This window comes from Aureisphaera sp. (assembly GCF_059726885.1).
On sequence record NZ_AP041051.1, the window covers coordinates 1,335,486 to 1,353,375 of the forward strand.

17 protein-coding genes are annotated in these 17,890 nt (G+C 40.9%); 5 read left to right on the top strand and 12 right to left on the bottom strand.

Annotated elements, in window-relative coordinates; genetic code table 11:
- The first annotated feature begins 80 nt into the window (after positions 1-80).
- From AC6JAD_RS05920 to AC6JAD_RS05940, 5 genes are all read left to right on the top strand, one after another.
- Complete coding sequence (locus AC6JAD_RS05920) at positions 81-1,013, top strand: HU domain-containing protein (protein ID WP_461304368.1); 933 nt, start codon at positions 81-83, stop codon at positions 1,011-1,013.
- A gap of 62 nt (positions 1,014-1,075) precedes the next feature.
- A complete protein-coding gene (locus tag AC6JAD_RS05925; protein ID WP_461304369.1) occupies positions 1,076-1,585 on the top strand; it encodes an acyl-CoA thioesterase in 510 nt (169 codons plus the stop codon).
- Between the two features lie 147 nt (positions 1,586-1,732).
- On the top strand, positions 1,733-5,332 hold the full coding sequence (locus AC6JAD_RS05930; RefSeq protein ID WP_461304370.1) for a S8 family serine peptidase: 3,600 nt from the start codon (positions 1,733-1,735) through the stop codon (positions 5,330-5,332).
- A 96-nt stretch (positions 5,333-5,428) separates the two neighbouring features.
- Positions 5,429-6,820 (top strand): MBL fold metallo-hydrolase, encoded by a 1,392-nt coding sequence (locus AC6JAD_RS05935; RefSeq protein WP_461304371.1) that lies wholly within the window; start codon positions 5,429-5,431, stop codon positions 6,818-6,820.
- Between the two features lie 5 nt (positions 6,821-6,825).
- Positions 6,826-7,248 carry a hypothetical protein gene (locus AC6JAD_RS05940; RefSeq protein WP_461304372.1) on the top strand — a complete coding sequence of 141 codons (423 nt, stop codon included), beginning with the start codon at positions 6,826-6,828 and terminating at the stop codon, positions 7,246-7,248.
- A gap of 1 nt (position 7,249) precedes the next feature.
- Here AC6JAD_RS05940 and AC6JAD_RS05945 read toward each other — a convergent pair whose 3' ends face one another.
- The 12 genes from AC6JAD_RS05945 to atpB form a co-directional block, all read right to left on the bottom strand.
- Complete coding sequence (locus AC6JAD_RS05945) at positions 7,250-8,479, bottom strand: murein hydrolase activator EnvC family protein (protein ID WP_461304373.1); 1,230 nt, start codon at positions 8,477-8,479, stop codon at positions 7,250-7,252.
- A complete protein-coding gene (gene lolB1 / locus AC6JAD_RS05950) occupies positions 8,476-9,255 on the bottom strand; it encodes a lipoprotein insertase outer membrane protein LolB1 (protein ID WP_461304374.1) in 780 nt (259 codons plus the stop codon). Before lolB1 ends, AC6JAD_RS05945 begins: the two co-directional genes overlap by 4 nt.
- Positions 9,256-9,260: 5 nt before the next feature.
- A complete protein-coding gene (locus AC6JAD_RS05955; RefSeq protein ID WP_461304375.1) occupies positions 9,261-10,634 on the bottom strand; it encodes a tetratricopeptide repeat protein in 1,374 nt (457 codons plus the stop codon).
- A 17-nt stretch (positions 10,635-10,651) separates the two neighbouring features.
- The gene (locus AC6JAD_RS05960) at positions 10,652-11,668 is read right to left on the bottom strand and encodes a sugar nucleotidyltransferase (protein ID WP_461304376.1); all 1,017 of its coding nucleotides are present in this window, start codon (positions 11,666-11,668) and stop codon (positions 10,652-10,654) included.
- 36 nt (positions 11,669-11,704) lie between these two features.
- Positions 11,705-12,139, bottom strand: a complete 435-nt coding sequence (dut, locus tag AC6JAD_RS05965; protein WP_461304377.1) for a dUTP diphosphatase — start codon at positions 12,137-12,139, stop codon at positions 11,705-11,707.
- Positions 12,140-12,142: 3 nt separating this feature from the next.
- Positions 12,143-12,658: a hypothetical protein gene (locus AC6JAD_RS05970; protein WP_461304378.1), complete on the bottom strand. Its 516-nt coding sequence runs from the start codon at positions 12,656-12,658 to the stop codon at positions 12,143-12,145.
- A gap of 98 nt (positions 12,659-12,756) precedes the next feature.
- Positions 12,757-13,632: an ATP synthase F1 subunit gamma gene (gene atpG, locus AC6JAD_RS05975; RefSeq protein ID WP_461304379.1), complete on the bottom strand. Its 876-nt coding sequence runs from the start codon at positions 13,630-13,632 to the stop codon at positions 12,757-12,759.
- 70 nt (positions 13,633-13,702) lie between these two features.
- Positions 13,703-15,277, bottom strand: a complete 1,575-nt coding sequence (gene atpA, locus AC6JAD_RS05980; RefSeq protein ID WP_461304380.1) for a F0F1 ATP synthase subunit alpha — start codon at positions 15,275-15,277, stop codon at positions 13,703-13,705.
- 71 nt (positions 15,278-15,348) lie between these two features.
- Positions 15,349-15,885: an ATP synthase F1 subunit delta gene (gene atpH, locus AC6JAD_RS05985; protein ID WP_461304381.1), complete on the bottom strand. Its 537-nt coding sequence runs from the start codon at positions 15,883-15,885 to the stop codon at positions 15,349-15,351.
- 7 nt (positions 15,886-15,892) lie between these two features.
- Positions 15,893-16,390, bottom strand: a complete 498-nt coding sequence (locus AC6JAD_RS05990) for a F0F1 ATP synthase subunit B (RefSeq protein WP_461304382.1) — start codon at positions 16,388-16,390, stop codon at positions 15,893-15,895.
- Positions 16,391-16,476: 86 nt separating this feature from the next.
- A complete protein-coding gene (gene atpE, locus AC6JAD_RS05995) occupies positions 16,477-16,668 on the bottom strand; it encodes an ATP synthase F0 subunit C (RefSeq protein ID WP_461304383.1) in 192 nt (63 codons plus the stop codon).
- Positions 16,669-16,700: 32 nt separating this feature from the next.
- Entirely contained in the window at positions 16,701-17,798 is a 1,098-nt protein-coding gene (atpB, locus tag AC6JAD_RS06000) for a F0F1 ATP synthase subunit A (protein WP_461304384.1), read from the bottom strand.
- Positions 17,799-17,890 lie beyond the last annotated feature (92 nt).

Here is a 17,890-nt window from a genome sequence, read left to right on the forward strand (position 1 = left end):
AAAGCTACAAATTTTTCCGTTGTTAATAAGTTCGTTCGGGAACTATTGAATGCTTCCACAAAATAATCTATGTTTGTTTTATGCAGTTGGCAAGCTATATTAAGGATTTACTCTATCGTTATGAGTGTGTTATTATTCCGGGTTTTGGGGCTTTTTTAACGCAAACCCATTCCGCAAGGATAGATGACGCATCCCATACGTTCTATCCTCCTGGTAAAACCATATCATTTAATAGACAATTGCAGACCAATGATGGAATTTTGGCAAACTATGTTGCCTCCGTCGAAAATTGCAGTTATGAATTGGCACTGCAAAAAATCCGTAACTTTACAGGGTCCATTTCTTTGGAGCTATCTGAGGGAAAAACGGTTACGATCAAGAACATTGGCGATTTCCTTTTAAACCATGAAAAAACGGTGCAATTTTCGCCCGTAAGTGTTGAAAACTTCAATACAAACTCTTTCGGGTTAACTTCATTTGTTTCTCCACCAACGCAACGCACGCTGCCTATTTCTGAAAAACAAAAGGATGTTGTAGGGTTGTACCAGGAAAAGAAAAAAACTTCATATCCATTCTTGCGCTATGCAGCCATTGGTCTATTAGCAATTACCTTAGGAGGTATTGGTGGTCTGAAAGTGTATGAAGGTCAAGTTGAAAAGCACAATTTTGCAGAAAAGCAAAAAGCGGATTCCCTTGTAAATAACCAAATACAGGAAGCTACTTTTTTAATTGATAATCCATTGCCGGCATTAACCATTGGAGTGACCAAGGAAACTGGCAAATATCACATTATGGCAGGGGCCTTCCGTATAGAGTCCAATGCTCAAAAGAAAATTAAGCAACTAGCCGATAAAGGTTTTAGTGCCCGTCTTATTGGGCAGAACCGTTATGGACTGCACCAAGTGGTATATAGCTCCCATAGTGACCGTTTGGATGCCTTGCAAACACTTCGTACAATTAAACGTTCCGAAAATAAAGACGCTTGGTTGTTGGTTCAGGATTTGAATCGATAAATTACTTCCATATTCCTTCTGAAAAACCTCAGCTTCGTACCTTTGCAAAAAAAATAGCGTACATGGAAGCAAAATCCCCTTCAGATTCCCGAACCATCATTACCGATTTGGTCCTACCCAGTGAAACCAATCCTATTGGCAATATGTTTGGTGGAGAATTATTGGCCCGAATGGATCGTGCGGCAAGTATCGCTGCCAGAAGGCATAGTAGGAGAATTGTGGTTACGGCTTCAGTAAATCATGTTGCATTCAACAAAATGATTCCGCTGGGAAGCGTGGTTACGGTAGAAGCCCATGTTTCCCGAGCATTTAAAAGTTCAATGGAAGTATACATGGATGTTTGGATCGAAGATCGGGAGAGTGGTCTTCGCAGCAGGGCCAATGAAGCGATTTATACTTTCGTGGCTGTGGATGAAATGGGAAGTCCAGTTCCTGTTCCCGAACTAAAACCAGAGTCAGCGCTGGAAAAACAACGTTTCGAGGGCGCACTAAGAAGAAAACAATTAAGTTTGGTTCTGGCTGGTAAATTAGCTCCGGAAGATGCAACCGAATTAAAAGCACTTTTCACTTAAAGCCTACTAATTCAGTAGGTTTTAGACTGTTAAAAGCCCCCTAGATTTTCGTTTTTTAGGTTTCAAATGGATATATTTGGAATTGCTTTGTAAAAAATTGCTATTTAGCAAAGTACATTTTAAAGAAATTCACCTAAAATTCCAACCATGAAAAAAACTACAATTTTTTCAAATGGGAAAATCATTGCTATGAGTTTTCTAATGATGCTCGTATTCGGTTTTTCCTTTGCACAGGATTCATACACTATTCAGTATCAAGACGAAGCCATTGATATTCAGGAGAATATTCAGTCTTTTCAATGGGACCAGATGCCTGAATCATCTCAATTAGGAGATGGGTATTTTGGTTGGGTTCAGTTTTACGAAACCCCAACCCAAGACATTCAGGATGCATTCAAGGCCAACCAAATGAAGTTGATCGATTACATCCCACATCACACCTATCTATTTTATTTTCCAAATAATACTTCGGTAGACTTCCTTAGAAGCAGCGGAGTAAGGGCTATTGTTCCTGTTGAAGGAAGATTTAAACTGGCTCAGGACCTTAAAAACGGTGATATCGGTTCTTGGGCACAGGAAGGAAGCAATATTCTAGTAACCCTTATTCACCACCAAAATGTAAACACAGATTGGGTTATTAATGATCTGGCAACAAAACAAATTGCCTTGCGTCAAGAATACACAGGATTCAACACCTTGGATCTTTCCATTCCAGATAACTGCTTGGATGAACTTTCCAACCTTCCTTATGTGAAGTGGGTCGAGCTAGTTCCTCCGCCAGCTGTTAAGGAAGATACGAGAGGAAGAGGTTTACATAGAGCTAATGGTCTGGATACACAAGGAGCAGGTAGGGACTATACTGGTGAAGGTGTAGGAGTTATGGTTAGGGATGATGGTATCGTAGGTCCTCATATCGATTTTCAAGGACGAATTGACAATTCATTTGCCACAGGATCTGGACAGACACATGGTGACGGTGTAGCAGGTATTTTAGCTGGAGCTGGAAATAGAAACCCAACGATGCGTGGTATGGCAGCTGGGGCCGATGTATACGTGACCAATTATGGGTCCAATTTTATGGATGCTGCAACCCAGACCCTTATAAACAACGGAAGTGTACAAATAACCAATTCTTCATATGGAGATGGTTGTAATGCAGGATATACTTCAAATGCAAGAAATGTAGACCAGCAAATTCATGAAAACGAGAGTCTTTTACATGTGTTCTCTTGTGGAAACTCTAATGGTAGTAACTGCGGATATGGTGCAGGAAATCAGTGGGGTAATATTACTGGTGGACACAAGCAAGGTAAAAACTGTATTGCTACTGCCAATGTATTTTTTAATGGTGTATTAGCATCATCTAGTAGCCATGGCCCAGCCCATGACGGAAGAATAAAGCCGGATATTACTGCAAATGGCCAAAACCAGATGTCTACCAACGAAAACCATGGGTACCTTACCTTTGGTGGTACATCGGGGGCTGCTCCAGGAATTGCTGGAGTTTCGGCTCAATTGTACCAAGCGTATGCGGAAAACCACGGTGGAGTTCATCCTCCTTCTGGTTTAATTAAAGCTACCTTATTGAATACGGCCAACGATTACGGAAATGTAGGTCCTGACTTTAAATTTGGTTGGGGAATTGTGAACGGTCTTCGTGCCGGTATTTTAATTGAGGATGGTAGGTTCCTATCTGATGAAGTGAGTCAGGGGAATTCCAATAACCATTCCATCAATGTACCTTCAGGAACCACCCAAGTTCGTTTCATGTTATACTGGACAGATCCAGAAGCTTCCCCAGGAGCGAGTCCTGCATTGGTAAATGATTTGGATCTTGTGGTTACCGATCCGTCAAATAACGATTACCTACCTTATATTTTGGATTCAACACCGGATCCAACAACCTTGGATTTACCAGCAACGAATGGAGCCGATCACTTGAACAATATGGAGCAAGTATTGATCAATAATCCAGCAGCTGGAAGCTATGATCTTGAAATTACAGGATTTAATGTTCCTCAAGGACCTCAGGAATATTTCATCGTATACGAGATCATTACCGAGAACTTGACATTAACTTATCCTAACGGCGGTGAAAGTTTCGATCCTAACGTTAATGAAAACCTTCACTGGGATGCTATAAACACAACTTCAGGATTTACCTTAGAGTATTCTACAGATGGAGGGAGTAACTGGAATAACATTGTGACTGTTTCTTCTACCACCACAAATTACTTGTGGAATGTCCCTTCAGAAATTACTGGTGAGGCCAGAATTAGAATTACGAGTGGTTCTTTCTCTGATGAAAGTGATGGAGATTTCAGTATTGCTCCTGTCGTTACTGGTATGAACATCACACAAGTGTGTCCGACAGAGGCCGCTTTTAGCTGGAATGCTGTGGCGGGTGCCGATGGTTATGATTTATATTTATTGGGAGATCGTTATATGGAAGTTGTAGGAAGTTCCAATACCAACTCTATAAATGTTACCATAGCCGATCCAGATGCAGAAATGTGGTATGCAGTGGCTGCTAAGAATGATGCCGAAGGTTGGTACAGTCAAAGAAATCTAGGAACGTTCTACTCAGGTGGTTTATTTAATTGCTCTTTGGCCAATGACCTGTCTTTAAATGTTATCAATAATAGTCCTGATGACTTCTCTACTTTATGCGGCACAGGAAACAATACAGTATCTGTTGTTATTCAGAACACGGGAACTTCTTCCCAAAGTAATTTCCCTGTAAGCTATGAAATTTCTGGGCAAGCTCCAGTAGTAGAAACCTTTACGGGCACGCTTGCTAATGGTGAGCAGACCACATATGAATTTACAACTCCTGTTTCAATTTCGGCTAACGGAGCGTATGTACTTACCACTTCGGTGGATTTACCTGGAGATGAAAACGAATTCAACAATGAATTAAGTTTAGATTTTGTGGCTTATGTTGTTGGATCGACAGATTTGGCAGAAGACTTTGAAACCAATGGAGTACCTCCTCCAGGTTGGGTAATCGCAAATCCTGATGACGGAATCACTTGGGAGGAAGCTTCGGGAGTTACAGGAAGCGATGGGTCGAGTACCACTGCAGTTTTCTTAGACAATTTTAATTATACCAATGTATCTCAGGAAGATCAATTCTGGACAGATGCTTACGACCTTTCAGAGATGGTTTCTGGATTCTTCAGATTCGATTTGGCAAAAGCCCAAAGGTCTTCAAGTGCCAGTGACGTAATGTATGTGGGTATTTCTACAGATTGTGGAGAATCCTTTACCCTGGTGTATGGGCAAGGAGGATTAGATCTCTCTACTATTCCAGATTATGATAACTCTGGACAATGGGAGCCGACCTCCGCTGCTGACTGGAGAACAGATGAAATCAACATCGATGCCTATGCCGGTGAGTATGTAATCTTCAGGTTCGTAGTAGACAACAACAATGGAAACAGTACTTTCCTTGATAATATCTTGATCGATGCTGTTTTAGGTACGGAAGATTTCAGTCTTTCGCAATTGTCCCTAACGCCAAACCCTGCTTCCAATGCCTTTACTATTTCTATGGAGGCTGAAATAGATTCTAGATTGCAAGTGAATCTTATAAATAGTTTAGGACAGCAAATTGGTTCTTATGATGCTTCTATCTTTAATGGAAAAGAAGCAACTATCGATGTTTCTGGATATGCTGCAGGTCTCTATTTTGTACAAATTCAGAATGGAAACCAAAGCGCCACCAAAAAATTGTTGGTGAAGTAAAACTTCGCTTTATTTATTTAACACTAAGACCGTCTTGCAATTTGTGAGACGGTCTTTTTTAATAGTATCTTTGTACTTTCTTTTAGAACTTATCGTATGTACATTGAACAAATTTATACGGGTTGCTTGGCTCAAGGTGCCTATTATATTGAAAGCAATGGCGAAGTCGCTATAATAGATCCCTTGCGAGAAGTTAAACCTTATATGCTGAAAGCTGCGGACAACAACGCTTCTATCAAATATATTTTTGAGACCCATTTCCATGCCGATTTTGTGAGTGGCCATCTTACCCTTTCGGAAGAAACAGGTGCTCCCATAGTGTATGGCCCTACGGCAAATCCTTCGTTTGAAGCAGTCATTGCCGATGACGGACAAACCTTCCCGCTTGGAGATATTACAATAACGGCTTTGCATACGCCAGGCCACACCATGGAAAGTACCACCTATTTGCTGAAAGATAAAAATGGAAAGGATTATGCCATCTTTACCGGAGACACGCTGTTCCTTGGTGATGTTGGACGTCCAGATCTTGCCCAAAAAGCTGCAAGTATGACGCAAGAAGAATTGGCGGGTACATTATTCGACAGCTTGCGAACCAAAATTATGCCTTTGGGAGACGATGTAATCGTATACCCAGCGCATGGAGCAGGTTCGGCTTGTGGTAAAAATATGATGAAGGAAACGGTAGATACTTTAGGACATCAGAAAACGATGAACTATGCCCTAAGGGAAGATATGACCAAAGAAGAGTTCATTAAAGAAGTGACGGACGGCTTACTACCGCCCCCTTCCTATTTTCCACTTAATGTGAAAATGAACAAAGAAGGCTACGACCATATAGATACGGTCATCGAAAGAGGAACCCGTGCCCTATCCCCGAAAGAGTTTGAAGCAATCGCCAATGAAAGCGGCGCGGTTATTTTAGATGTACGCCATCAAGATGAATTTGTAAAAGGCCATGTACCAAGATCAATATTTATTGGGCTCGACGGTGGTTTTGCTCCTTGGGTAGGTGCACTCATCGCAGATGTAAAACAACCCATTCTATTGGTAACACCCGAGGGTCGGGAAGAAGAAGCCGTTACTCGCTTATCCCGTGTTGGGTTCGATCAAACTTTGGGTTACCTAAAAGATGGATTTACTGCTTGGGAAAGCGCCAATAAAGAAACCGATTCATTGTCTTCCATCCCAGCTACTGAATTGGAAAACATTCTAAGCGCTAACGCAAATACTCCCATATTCGATGTGAGAAAAGACAGTGAATATAATGGAAGTCATATTGTAAATGCTTCCCTTACTCCTTTGGATTTTCTGAATGATCACTTATCGGAATTCCCTGAGAAAGAGACTTTTTACGTGCATTGTGCGGGAGGGTATCGCAGTGTCATTGCAGCCTCCATCCTAAAAAGTCGAGGCATTCACAATTTGGTAGATATTGCCGGTGGGTTTAAGGATATTAAGGAAACCAATATTCCTTTATCTGCCTAGAGTACATGAGCAATCAATATCCCGAAATTGATGCGTTACAGAACTTTGTCTCAGTAAACAAGGTCGTAATTAGGCAAACTAAGGATGTCATTCATAAAAGCCTTGTCCCTGTTTCATTTCAATGTAAAGGCCAGGAATATATAATTCAGGTCTTGGACGAATACCATGATCTAAATTGTCAAAACCCCTTACTTCATGTGGTACTTGTCCTGCGGGAATTGGAGTTAATAGATGACGCAAAAGATTATAATGTTTGGTGCAAGCATCAAGGATTTTCGGGCAACCCAAGTGTAGAAACCTATTATGGTGAAATTACAGAACGGATTTCCTTTTTAAAACCCTCTTTCCCTTACGGAAAACTCAATTCATTCATTTCAGACTTAGATTTTCAGTTAAATTCTGGTGCAGCACAAGCACTACGGCGCTAAGTTACATACGGTATACCCAGTCTGCCGGGTTCATCTTTTTGGTGTTCTGGTATACAAAGAACTTTAAGATCGCCCTTCCCGTTGATGGATGTGTAAATACTTTGCCAATCGCATCCTTGGCATTTACTTTATCACCCTTTTTTACGCTCACAGAGGCCAGATTGTTGTAAATGGTAATATAGTTACCATGCCGTATATAAACTGCCTTATTTGCACCTTTAAGTTGCTGTACTTGCATTACCTCACCCTTAAAGACAGCCCGAGCAGTAGCATTGGATTCTGTAATGATCTCTACTCCATTGAATGTCTGCTTTACATTGGGAAACTGTGGATGCTGTCTTGTTCCATACGAATTCAACACTTTTCCCTTTTCTACCGGCCAAATCAGTTTCCCCTTATTGCTTTTAAAATCAGCTGCCAATGCCTTGGCCTCCGGGGTAAGTGCAAATGTGGAAGAAGACTTCTTTGCCGTAGTGTTTCCCGATGATTTATTAGAAGCGGCAATTGCCTCGCGAATAAGACGATCGATTTCCCGATTAATTCGATCTGCTTCCTTTTGCTTGTTCCTAATTTGATTGGCAAACTTCCCTTCGTCCTTCTTCAGTGAAGCCACCAGTGCTTCTTGATTTTTCTTCTCTTTATCCAACTTCTTTTTGGCCTCCCTATTTTCTGCAAGCAACTTCTCTTTATCTTTCTTCTGCTGAATGAGATTTGTATTTAATTCCTGAAGTTCTACCGTCTTTGCCTTTATGCTCTCTCCTTGTTTTTTACGATGACGTGTATATTGTTTCATATACTGCGCCCGTTTATAAGCCTGTAAAAAGTTCTGGGAGGACAGTAGAAACATTAATCGGCTTTGCTGGGATTTACTTTTGTACGATTTGTTGATCATGGAAGCATAATCTTCCTTTAAGCTTGTTAGTTCATTCCGCAATTGGTCAATAGTCGCCAGGTTCTCATTGATCTCCCTCGTAAGCAAATTGGCTTGTTGGTTTGTAACCCTGATAAGATTTTGTCGTGCAGAAATGCGTTGGTCCAAATCCTCGACCTCAGCTAAAATATTCTTCTTCTCCCCTCTGGTTTTGAACAACAGCGTATTGATCTTCTCAATCTCCTTAAGAAGCAATTGTCTTTTTTCCTCCAATTGTTTCTGCTTTTTTGATTGCGCAGAAAGGGGAACAGCCATTAAGAAGCAAAACAAAAATGCTATGTGATAAAGCTTTATTTTCATTTGGTAAGTTCAATTTCCTTGTATCCTTCAGGAATACTAAACGGAAATTTTACGGAAACATTGAGATCAATTTTTTTAAATTCCACATCGATAGTCGTTTCACTATTACCTTCTAAGGCTCGAATCGCTATTTGCGAAGGATATTGACTACCTTCCAGCTCTTGATATTCGCCATAGGTAAGGAACAGTTGTCGCCCGTCTTCTGGTTGAGTCAATTCACTAGATCGTACCTTAAAATTTTCCGGTCTCAATAATAGTGAATGAACGAAATTATAAGGCTGCCTTTTAGGCTCTAATTGATAACTCCCCGAAGCAACCGATGACTGATAGCTTCCCCTATCTAGCGTGAAAATAGATTGTCCCAGCAAAATGGCTTGTGTTTTATCAAAATCCAGAGAGGTACCAAGCCATTCGCTCAATAAGGTAAAATCCCCATCAAAGTAGGTGTTCCCCAACGTCTCATAATAACTTACCTTCTCAGGGGTAATGAGCGCTTTGGCAAGTGTGATTCCCAAGATGGATGCCTTAATCCAGATTTTCTCATCCTTTTCGATGCGGAGACTTACTGTTATGCTTTGTCTTTGTTTTTCATCCTGATAGGCCACTTTTACGCGAGAGGCCATGGTAGAAAAGTTAGGGGTTGCCGCCGTATGAGCGGTAATGATCCCTTTAAGCGCCAATCCAGAATCTGGTTGAAGAGACCCAACCACTGCCTTAGATCCTTTGCAGGAAAGGAAAAGGAAACTCAACATCATCATGTACACAAATCCTTTCATTTTAGTTAATTGGAAAGGTTGATGCCTTCCGCTTTCTTTTTATACTCTGTTGCTTTTTTCACATTACCTTTATTAGAATAGGCTATCTGCAATTGTTCATAGAAGTCTTTTTCCATTTTTGGGTTGTCCAATAGAAAATCAATCCCCATTTCAAGACTATCAATGGCCGTATCAGATTCATTCAACCTATTGTTGGCAACTCCATTAAGGAGGTACAACAAGGGTTGAGCAGGAAAGGTAGCCAGTGCATCTTCGCTCAATTGTTTTGCTTCCGTGTATTTCTCCACATCAATTTGAAGCAACAAAGTATTCTTTATGAGGCTAAAGTTGTCCTCGTCAATCGCAGTTCCTTTTTCGTAGAAGCGAAGCGCCGCTTCCTTGTCCTTTTTAGACCGGTAGTAATCTCCCAGCTGTTCGTATACACGTCCATTTCCTTCTGAAGAAAATTGGGCAATTAAGCGATCCAGGTCGGATTCATAATCTGGATTCTCCCCGACGAAATTCAAAAAGTCCCCCAGTACCTTATACTTGCTTTCCCGGTCAATTTTATTGGCGCCGAAGACAATATTCATAGACTTCATGGCCTCGACGGTATTACCTTCCTCCAAATAAAACTTATAGAGCGCCAAATGGGCCAATTGCGATTTTGGCTGATTTTTGAGTAGCTCTTTTGCCGTTTCGAAGGCCTTGGCCGTCTCTCCTTGTTCACTGTATAAAAAGATGAGGTTAAGATAATCCTGTTCCTTCTTGGGGTTTTTATCGATTTTACTTTCCAAATTCTGAATAGCCCCTTCGCTATTACCCGTAATCTTGTAAATCTGTCGCCTCAGGGCATTCCTATAACTCGTTTCACCCCAGGACTCATCCAACTCATCTAAAAGCCCCAAGGCTGCATCATATTGTTTTGTACGGTGGTATAAATTAGCAAGGTCTTCTTTGTAATCTTCATCCTTTACGATTAGTTTCTTCACCAAGGGAATCGCTGCATCGTAATCACGTTTTATGTAGTACAGATCATATAGCGCCTCCATGACATCCAAACGTTCTCCTTGTGACTCCAATACCTTTTTGAAATTCTCCTCGGCATCGTCATATTGCTTCAGGTGTTTTTGGTTCTTCCCCATTTCGAAATACACAACCGCTTTACTAGCAATATTGTCTTTTGCCGCCCTCTCTGCCCTTTTTAAAGCTTCTAAGGCTACCTCATAATTTTCAATGGCTTTTTGCTTCAGGGCCTCGAAGAAATTTTCCTGAAAGGCATCACTTACATTTCCCAAATCATCGGTGGGCTCTTCCAATTCGGTGTCCTGAGCAATAATAGGAGCACTCACAATGAGTCCAAAAATGAAAAACAGGTATGTAAATTTTATTCTCAACAAAGGGTATCTGGATTCAACTACTTCAATTGGGAATAATCCCCAATACTCACGTTGGTAAACTTTCCATTAAAATGGGCATGGTTTCCAATCATCGCATTGTCTAAAGTAGCGTTTTTAATTACTGTCTGTGACTGAATTATACTATTTTTAACGATACTATCCTCAATTATTGTGCCCTTCCCGAGGGAAACATACGGACCAACGGTGCAATTCTTCAGTACTACATCATCCGAGATATAACAGGGTTCTACAATCGTCGCATTTTCCTTTGTAATGGAATTGGAGATTAGCTTTTCGGTTCCTTCTGCCAAAAAGCCCAACATTTTGGCATTGGTGTCTACGGTTACTTCTTTGTTACCACAATCCATCCATTCGTCTACCGTGCCCGTTTTAAATATGTTGCCATTAGCCATCATCCTTTTAATGCCATCATTAATTTGGTATTCCCCTCCATGGATGATATCATTATCCAGGACATATTGAAGCTCATTTTTGAGCACCCCGACATCCTTAAAATAATAAATCCCGATAACAGCCTGATCACTTACAAATTCTGCGGGCTTTTCTACTAATTCGACGATTTCTTCCTTCTCATTCAAGTTCACTACGCCATAGGCTTCCGGATTGTCTACCTTCTTGGTCCAAATTACACTATCGGCTTCTTGGTCCAAATCGAAATTTGCCCGTATCAGCGTATCAGCGTATGCAATTACGGCTGGTCCACTCAAGGAAGGCTCTGCACACATAATAGCATGTCCAGTTCCCTTTGGGTCTAATTGACGGTAAATTGAGGCTTTGGCCCCCAATCCTTCCGCTAGGTCTTGTAAACTTTTCACCACATCGTCGCCAAACCATGCTGGCGCACCTAAAATAAAGGCTATTTCTTCGATCGGTTCATTTAATACCTCGGCAATATCGCTCACTAGTCGATGTACAATCGGCTTTCCAGCCACAGGAATTAAGGGTTTGGGTATGGTTAAGGTGTGCGGTCGCAATCGACTTCCTCTACCTGCCATTGGGACAATAATTTTCATACTCTGAATTAGGTTATTTTAAGATTGGGATCTGCTTTATTTTGTTCCGGTACTTCCAAAACCACCAGCACCCCTGGCAGTATTAGACAGTTCTTCTACCAATTGCCATTCTGCTCTTTCATGTTTTGCAATGATCAGTTGGGCTATGCGCTCACCATTTTCAATTACAAATTCGTCATTAGACAGATTCACAAGAATAACACCTATCTCCCCACGATAATCGGCATCTATCGTTCCCGGGGAATTCAAAACGGTAATCCCCTTTTTGGCTGCTAGGCCGCTTCTAGGACGAACCTGAGCTTCATACCCTATGGGTAATTCAATATACAGTCCAGTTTTAATGATTGCCCGATCAAGGGGTTTAAGGGTAATAGGGGTTTCAATTTGGGCTCTTAGGTCCATTCCCGCAGAGGCTTCCGTTTCATAATGTGGTGCGGGATGGTGGGATTTGTTAATGAGTTTTATAGTCATAAATCAATCTATTCCATTAGGGTTGGTTCCGGGATAAGCGATAAGGGGTTTTTCTTCAATATCTGATATTTTAAAGTACTTCTCAGTATCCTTATGAAAGTAGCTAATCACTGCCTCGTCGTCATCAAGGTCGAACGGGAAGTCTCCCAAAGGTGTGTTTTTTGCTTCCTTGGTGATATCAGAATCCATAATAACATCCCTGTTTTGTCCTTTTTTAAAGTATGCCACAAATTTATCTGGTTGCTCTGGCATACTATTCGCTTTTGTAATTTGGCCCCGAAAGTATACATTTCGGACCTCAATCTCCTCGGAAATGCCTTCAATAATTAGATGGACGTTTATGCCAGATCCTCCTTCTTGTACACCAGCCACCCATTTTTGGAAATAGCTCCCTGTTATATTAAACGGGGGTTGTTGTTCTAGCGAATACACAGTGTCTTTGCCACCTGCACAACCTGAAAAACCAGCGATGCAAACCGACAGCCCCAACAGTGCGGTAATTTGTTTTAAATACTTCATAGTAAAGATGCTTTCAAAAGCCTTGCCATAAAGGTACGAAAAAGCCCTCCTAAAAAGGAAGGCTTGCTTATAATGAGTTCTTGTTATAATCAAATGGGTTATCCAGCCAAAGCTTCTGCACCACCTACAATTTCAAGGATCTCTCCTGTAATAGCAGCTTGACGGGCTTTGTTGTACTCCAATGTTAGGTCTGCTTTCAGTTCACTTGCATTATCTGTTGCCTTGTGCATAGCGGTCATTCGTGCCCCATGCTCACTGGCCACACTATCCCTAATTCCCTTGAATAGTTGAGTCTTCAAACTCTTAGGAATCAATTCTTCTACTATCTTTTCCTTTGAAGGTTCGAAAATAAAATCTGAATTGCTTGCAGTATCCCCAGCCTTATCATCATTCTCGGCGGGTACAATGGGCAAGAATTGTTCGTGCATCACAATTTGTGTGGCAGCATTCTTGAATTTATTATAAAGCAAAACGATTTTGTCATAGGATCCGTCAACAAACAGGTCCATCAATCTTTGGGCAATTTCAGCAGAAGCGTCGAACGTTAGATTATCGAAAATCTCATTGTTATTTTCGATAATTGTCTCGGTTTTACTTAAGATGTCATTCCCTTTTTTACCAATGGTTACAAAATCTACTTGTTTTCCGGCATAGGTTTCTTCAATAGCTCTTTTGGATTCCTTCACAATATTACTATTGAAAGCGCCAGCCAATCCACGGTTTGATGTAATAGCTACCACCAATACTTTTTGTACCTCTCGCTGATCTGCAAATTTGCTTCCGCTATCCCCATCTAAGGTAGCACTCAAGTTCTGAAGGAGTGCCGTTAGTGTATCGGCATAAGGTCGCATGGCAGTAATAGCGTCCTGAGCTTTCTTCAGTTTCGCAGCAGATACCATTTTCATAGCACTGGTAATCTGCATAGTGGAACCTACAGAAGAGATTCGATTACGGATTTCTTTTAAGTTTGCCATTCGCTCAAGTTATGAGTTATGAGAAAGATGCCACCCCTCAATTATTGAAGGGCGACATTCATTTTAAATCTTAATATCTAGACGATAGGTCTTTCGCGACAGAAGTCAACGTATCAATAACCTCATCGGATAACTTACCTGATTTCAGGGTATCTAATGTATCCCTGTGCTTTGCATTTAAAAGCTCGATGAAATCCCTTTCGAATTCCTTCACTTTTTCTACAGGAACATCACGTAGCAGGTTTTTCGAACCTGCATAAATGATAGCTACTTGATCTTCTACGGTAAAAGGATCATTCTGAGCCTGCTTTAGGATCTCTACGTTACGCTTTCCTTTTTCAATTACATTCATGGTGGCAGCATCCAAATCTGAACCGAACTTGGCAAATGCTTCCAATTCACGGAACTGCGCTTGATCCAATTTAAGTGTACCTGCTACCTTCTTCATAGACTTAATCTGAGCAGAACCTCCCACACGAGATACCGAAATACCTACGTTAATCGCTGGACGAACCCCAGAGTTAAACAGGTCGGATTCCAAGAAAATCTGTCCATCCGTAATAGAGATTACGTTGGTTGGAATATACGCAGAAACGTCACCTGCTTGTGTTTCAATAATTGGTAGTGCCGTTAAGGAACCTCCTCCTTTTACTTTTCCTTTCAAAGATTCTGGAAGATCGTTCATGTTAGCCGCAATGGCGTCGTCATTAATCACTTTTGCCGAACGTTCCAATAAACGGGAGTGAAGATAGAATACATCACCAGGATAAGCCTCACGTCCTGGAGGACGACGAAGCAATAGGGATACCTCACGATAAGCCACCGCCTGCTTAGAAAGATCGTCATAAACGATCAAAGCTGGACGTCCTGTATCGCGGAAGTACTCACCAATAGCTGCACCCGCAAAAGGAGCATATACCTGCATAGGAGCAGGATCGGAAGCGTTGGCTGCCACAATTGTGGTATAAGCCAAAGCGCCTTTATCTTCTAATACTTTTGCAATGTTTGCCACGGTAGAAGCTTTTTGTCCTACAGCAACGTAGATACAATATACTGGCTCACCTGCATCATAGAATTCTTTCTGATTCAAAATGGTATCGATACAAACGGTCGTCTTACCTGTCTGACGGTCACCAATAACCAACTCACGCTGCCCTCTTCCAACCGGAATCATGGCATCCACAGATTTGATACCTGTTTGCAATGGTTCGTTTACTGGTTGACGGTAGATTACACCCGGTGCTTTACGCTCCAAAGGCATTTTGTAAGTTTCACCTTCTATCGCTCCTTTACCGTCGATAGGTTGTCCTAGGGTGTTTACCACACGTCCTACGATACCTTCACCTACGTTGATGGATGCAATACGTTGGGTACGCTTTACAGTAGCACCTTCCTTAATTTCTTTAGAAGGCCCTAACAATACGACACCTACGTTGTCCTCTTCCAAGTTCAATACGATTCCTTCCAAGCCGTTTTCGAACTCTACCAATTCCCCGTATTGAGCATTGGAAAGTCCATATACACGGGCAATACCATCTCCTACGGTAAGTACCGTTCCTACCTCGTCTAATGAAGCACTTGCTTCGAAACCTGTAAGTTGTTGCTTTAAGATTGCTGAAACTTCAGCTGGTTTAACTTCTGCCATTTTGTTTTAGATTTATAAACCCCACGCCAGTGCTAGGGGAGATGTCGACTTTTGCCGCATCTTTTTTCAATTTAAATTGACTTACTAAATTCTCTTTTTAATGTTCCCAATTGGTTAGCTATACTAGCGTTGTACTGCATATCGCCAACCCTTAGGATGAATCCACCAATGATGGATTCGTCTATTGTATTTTCTAAGGAAACATTATCGCTTCCTGTCATTTCCTTTACTTTGGCCAAAACCTTTGTTTCCATTTCGGAAGAAAGTGCTACGGCAGTAGTTACTTGAGCCACCTTTACTCCTTTTGCTTCGTTGTAAAGGTTAATGTAACTATTGGCAACTGCACCTAGTATATTGGCTCTTTGATTATCTGCCAAAACCGTTATAAGGCGTTTGATATCCTCGGATTGCTTATCGAAAATCTGAAGTAAAGCGGCTTTCTTATCGTCTACCTTAATTAAAGGGCTTTTCAATAAGGTGCGTAGCTCTTTGCTGCCATCTAAGGTCGCCTGCACATCTTGCATATCACCAAAAACGGTGTCGATAGCATTGGTTTCCTGGGCCTTTTGCAAAACTGCTTTTGCGTATCGTATGGCTGCTCTGCTCATGAATTTCTTAATTTAGTTTGGCATCGCCCAACATCGTCTCCACAAGTTTTAATTGCTTGTCTTTGTTGGATAGTTCTTCCTTCACAACTTTTTCTGCAATCTCTACAGAAAGGGAAGCTACCTGATTTTTAATATCGGCTAATGCAGCTTTCTTTTCGCTCACAATTGCTGCTTGTGCATTTGCAACCATTTTATCTCCTTCTGCTTTCGCTTCTTCCTTGGCATCTGCAATCATCTTGGCTTTAAGTTCACGCGCTTCTTTAAGCATAGCATCACGCTCTGCACGTGCTTCCTTAAGAAGTTTTTCATTATCTGCCTGAAGGTTTTCCATTTCCTTCTTTGCATTTTCGGCCGAAGCTAAGGCGTCTTTAATTCCTTGCTCACGGTCGTTCACAGCATTAAGAATTGGTTTCCATGCATACTTTCTCAATAAGAAAAGCAATAGCAGGAACAATAAAGTTTGCCAGAAAAAAAGTCCTAATGAAAATTCGTCGAGTAATCCCATATCGTAATTATATTGTGTAATTCAATGTTTAACCTAAAACCTTGGCTGCAACCAACCGTTGCAGCCTGGTTTATAGTGTATTTTGTTTATACTGCAAATAATGCAGCAAAACCAATACCTTCAATAAGTGCCGCAGCAATTAACATCGCTGTTTGGATCTTACCGTAAGACTCTGGCTGGCGAGCGATAGCTTCCATCGCTTTACCACCAATTTGTCCGATACCGATACCAACACCGATTACTACTAGTCCTGCACCAACAATAGCTGGAATTGTCATAATATATCTATTTAAAAATTAAACATTCTTCTTTAGTGTGCCTCTGCATGGTCGTGCTCTTCCGCAGCAAAACCAAAGTAAAGCGCAGAAAGCATTGTAAAAATATAAGCCTGTAACAAAGCCACTAATATTTCTATCAATGAAATTGCAAAAGCCAATCCGAACGATAGCGGACTACCGATCCAATTTTTGAAAATGAACATTAAACCTATTAAACTCATCAATACAATGTGTCCCGCCTGCATGTTCGCATACAAACGAATTAAAAGTGAGAAAGGCTTAATGAATATCCCTAACACCTCAATTGGAATTAGGATTATATATAATGGTATCTTAGCAATCCAAGGCATACTGTCCCCTAATGGATCGAAAATGTGTTTCCAGTAATCTTTTGTTCCTGTAAAATTTGTGATCAAAAATGTTAACAAGGCCAATGCAGTCGTAACGGCAATATTCCCCGTAACATTTACCCCAAGCGGTGTTAAACCAAAAATGTTCAGAAACCAGATAAAAAAGAAAACAGTAAGCAAGAAAGGCATATACTTTCTGTACTTCTTTTCACCAATGTTAGGTCTTGCAATATCATCACGAATGTAAATTACGATAGGCTCAAAGAATCTCCCAACACCCGAAGGGATTCCGTTGTTTTTAACATAGCTCTTTGCCAATCCTCTGAACAGCAAAATCATTAACAACCCCGTCAAAATGATCATAAATACACTCTTGGTGATTGAAAGATCTAACGGTTTGGCATTGATTGCATGGTGGTCTTCATCATAATTTATGGTTCCACTGGCATCAGTTTCATAAATCTTACTGTGGTATAGTTTGAAATATTTACCGTTTGACTCGACCACGTCCTCTCCATGGTGGAATTTGCCGGAAGCAAAAACATGTAATCCATCTGACCAAAGAATAACGGGTAGAGAAAAACCAATATAGTGATGCTTTCCATCATCGCCTGTATAAGAATACAAACTAAAGTCGTAAGAGTCTTTAAGGTGGTGATCTATATACTCTTTGATTTCCGTTTTTTTGTCTTTGTCACCAGTCTCATCCTTGGCACTAACGGAAAGTGGGGCAATGAATATAAAAATGAGCAGTAATCTAACTAATATTTTTCTTTGCATACCGAACAGTAAATAGTGTCCTTAAAAATCGGTGCAAAAATACTGTTATTCCTTAGAAAGAAAAAAGTTTTTGGACTCTTTTTTTAGTACTC

Bases quoted from the DNA above. Each gene is read 5' to 3' on its own strand.
- atpH (WP_461304381.1), bottom strand. From the start codon at position 15,885: ATGAGCAGAGCAGCCATACGATACGCAAAAGCAGTTTTGCAAAAGGCC.
- AC6JAD_RS05935 (WP_461304371.1), top strand. From the start codon at position 5,429: ATGTACATTGAACAAATTTATACGGGTTGCTTGGCTCAAGGTGCCTAT.
- AC6JAD_RS05940 (WP_461304372.1), top strand. From the start codon at position 6,826: ATGAGCAATCAATATCCCGAAATTGATGCGTTACAGAACTTTGTCTCA.
- AC6JAD_RS05945 (WP_461304373.1), bottom strand. From the start codon at position 8,479: ATGAAAATAAAGCTTTATCACATAGCATTTTTGTTTTGCTTCTTAATG.
- dut (WP_461304377.1), bottom strand. From the start codon at position 12,139: ATGACTATAAAACTCATTAACAAATCCCACCATCCCGCACCACATTAT.
- lolB1 (WP_461304374.1), bottom strand. From the start codon at position 9,255: ATGAAAGGATTTGTGTACATGATGATGTTGAGTTTCCTTTTCCTTTCC.
- AC6JAD_RS05970 (WP_461304378.1), bottom strand. From the start codon at position 12,658: ATGAAGTATTTAAAACAAATTACCGCACTGTTGGGGCTGTCGGTTTGC.
- atpB (WP_461304384.1), bottom strand. From the start codon at position 17,798: ATGCAAAGAAAAATATTAGTTAGATTACTGCTCATTTTTATATTCATT.
- AC6JAD_RS05920 (WP_461304368.1), top strand. From the start codon at position 81: ATGCAGTTGGCAAGCTATATTAAGGATTTACTCTATCGTTATGAGTGT.
- AC6JAD_RS05990 (WP_461304382.1), bottom strand. From the start codon at position 16,390: ATGGGATTACTCGACGAATTTTCATTAGGACTTTTTTTCTGGCAAACT.
- AC6JAD_RS05960 (WP_461304376.1), bottom strand. From the start codon at position 11,668: ATGAAAATTATTGTCCCAATGGCAGGTAGAGGAAGTCGATTGCGACCG.
- atpA (WP_461304380.1), bottom strand. From the start codon at position 15,277: ATGGCAGAAGTTAAACCAGCTGAAGTTTCAGCAATCTTAAAGCAACAA.
- atpG (WP_461304379.1), bottom strand. From the start codon at position 13,632: ATGGCAAACTTAAAAGAAATCCGTAATCGAATCTCTTCTGTAGGTTCC.
- AC6JAD_RS05925 (WP_461304369.1), top strand. From the start codon at position 1,076: ATGGAAGCAAAATCCCCTTCAGATTCCCGAACCATCATTACCGATTTG.
- AC6JAD_RS05930 (WP_461304370.1), top strand. From the start codon at position 1,733: ATGAAAAAAACTACAATTTTTTCAAATGGGAAAATCATTGCTATGAGT.
- atpE (WP_461304383.1), bottom strand. From the start codon at position 16,668: ATGACAATTCCAGCTATTGTTGGTGCAGGACTAGTAGTAATCGGTGTT.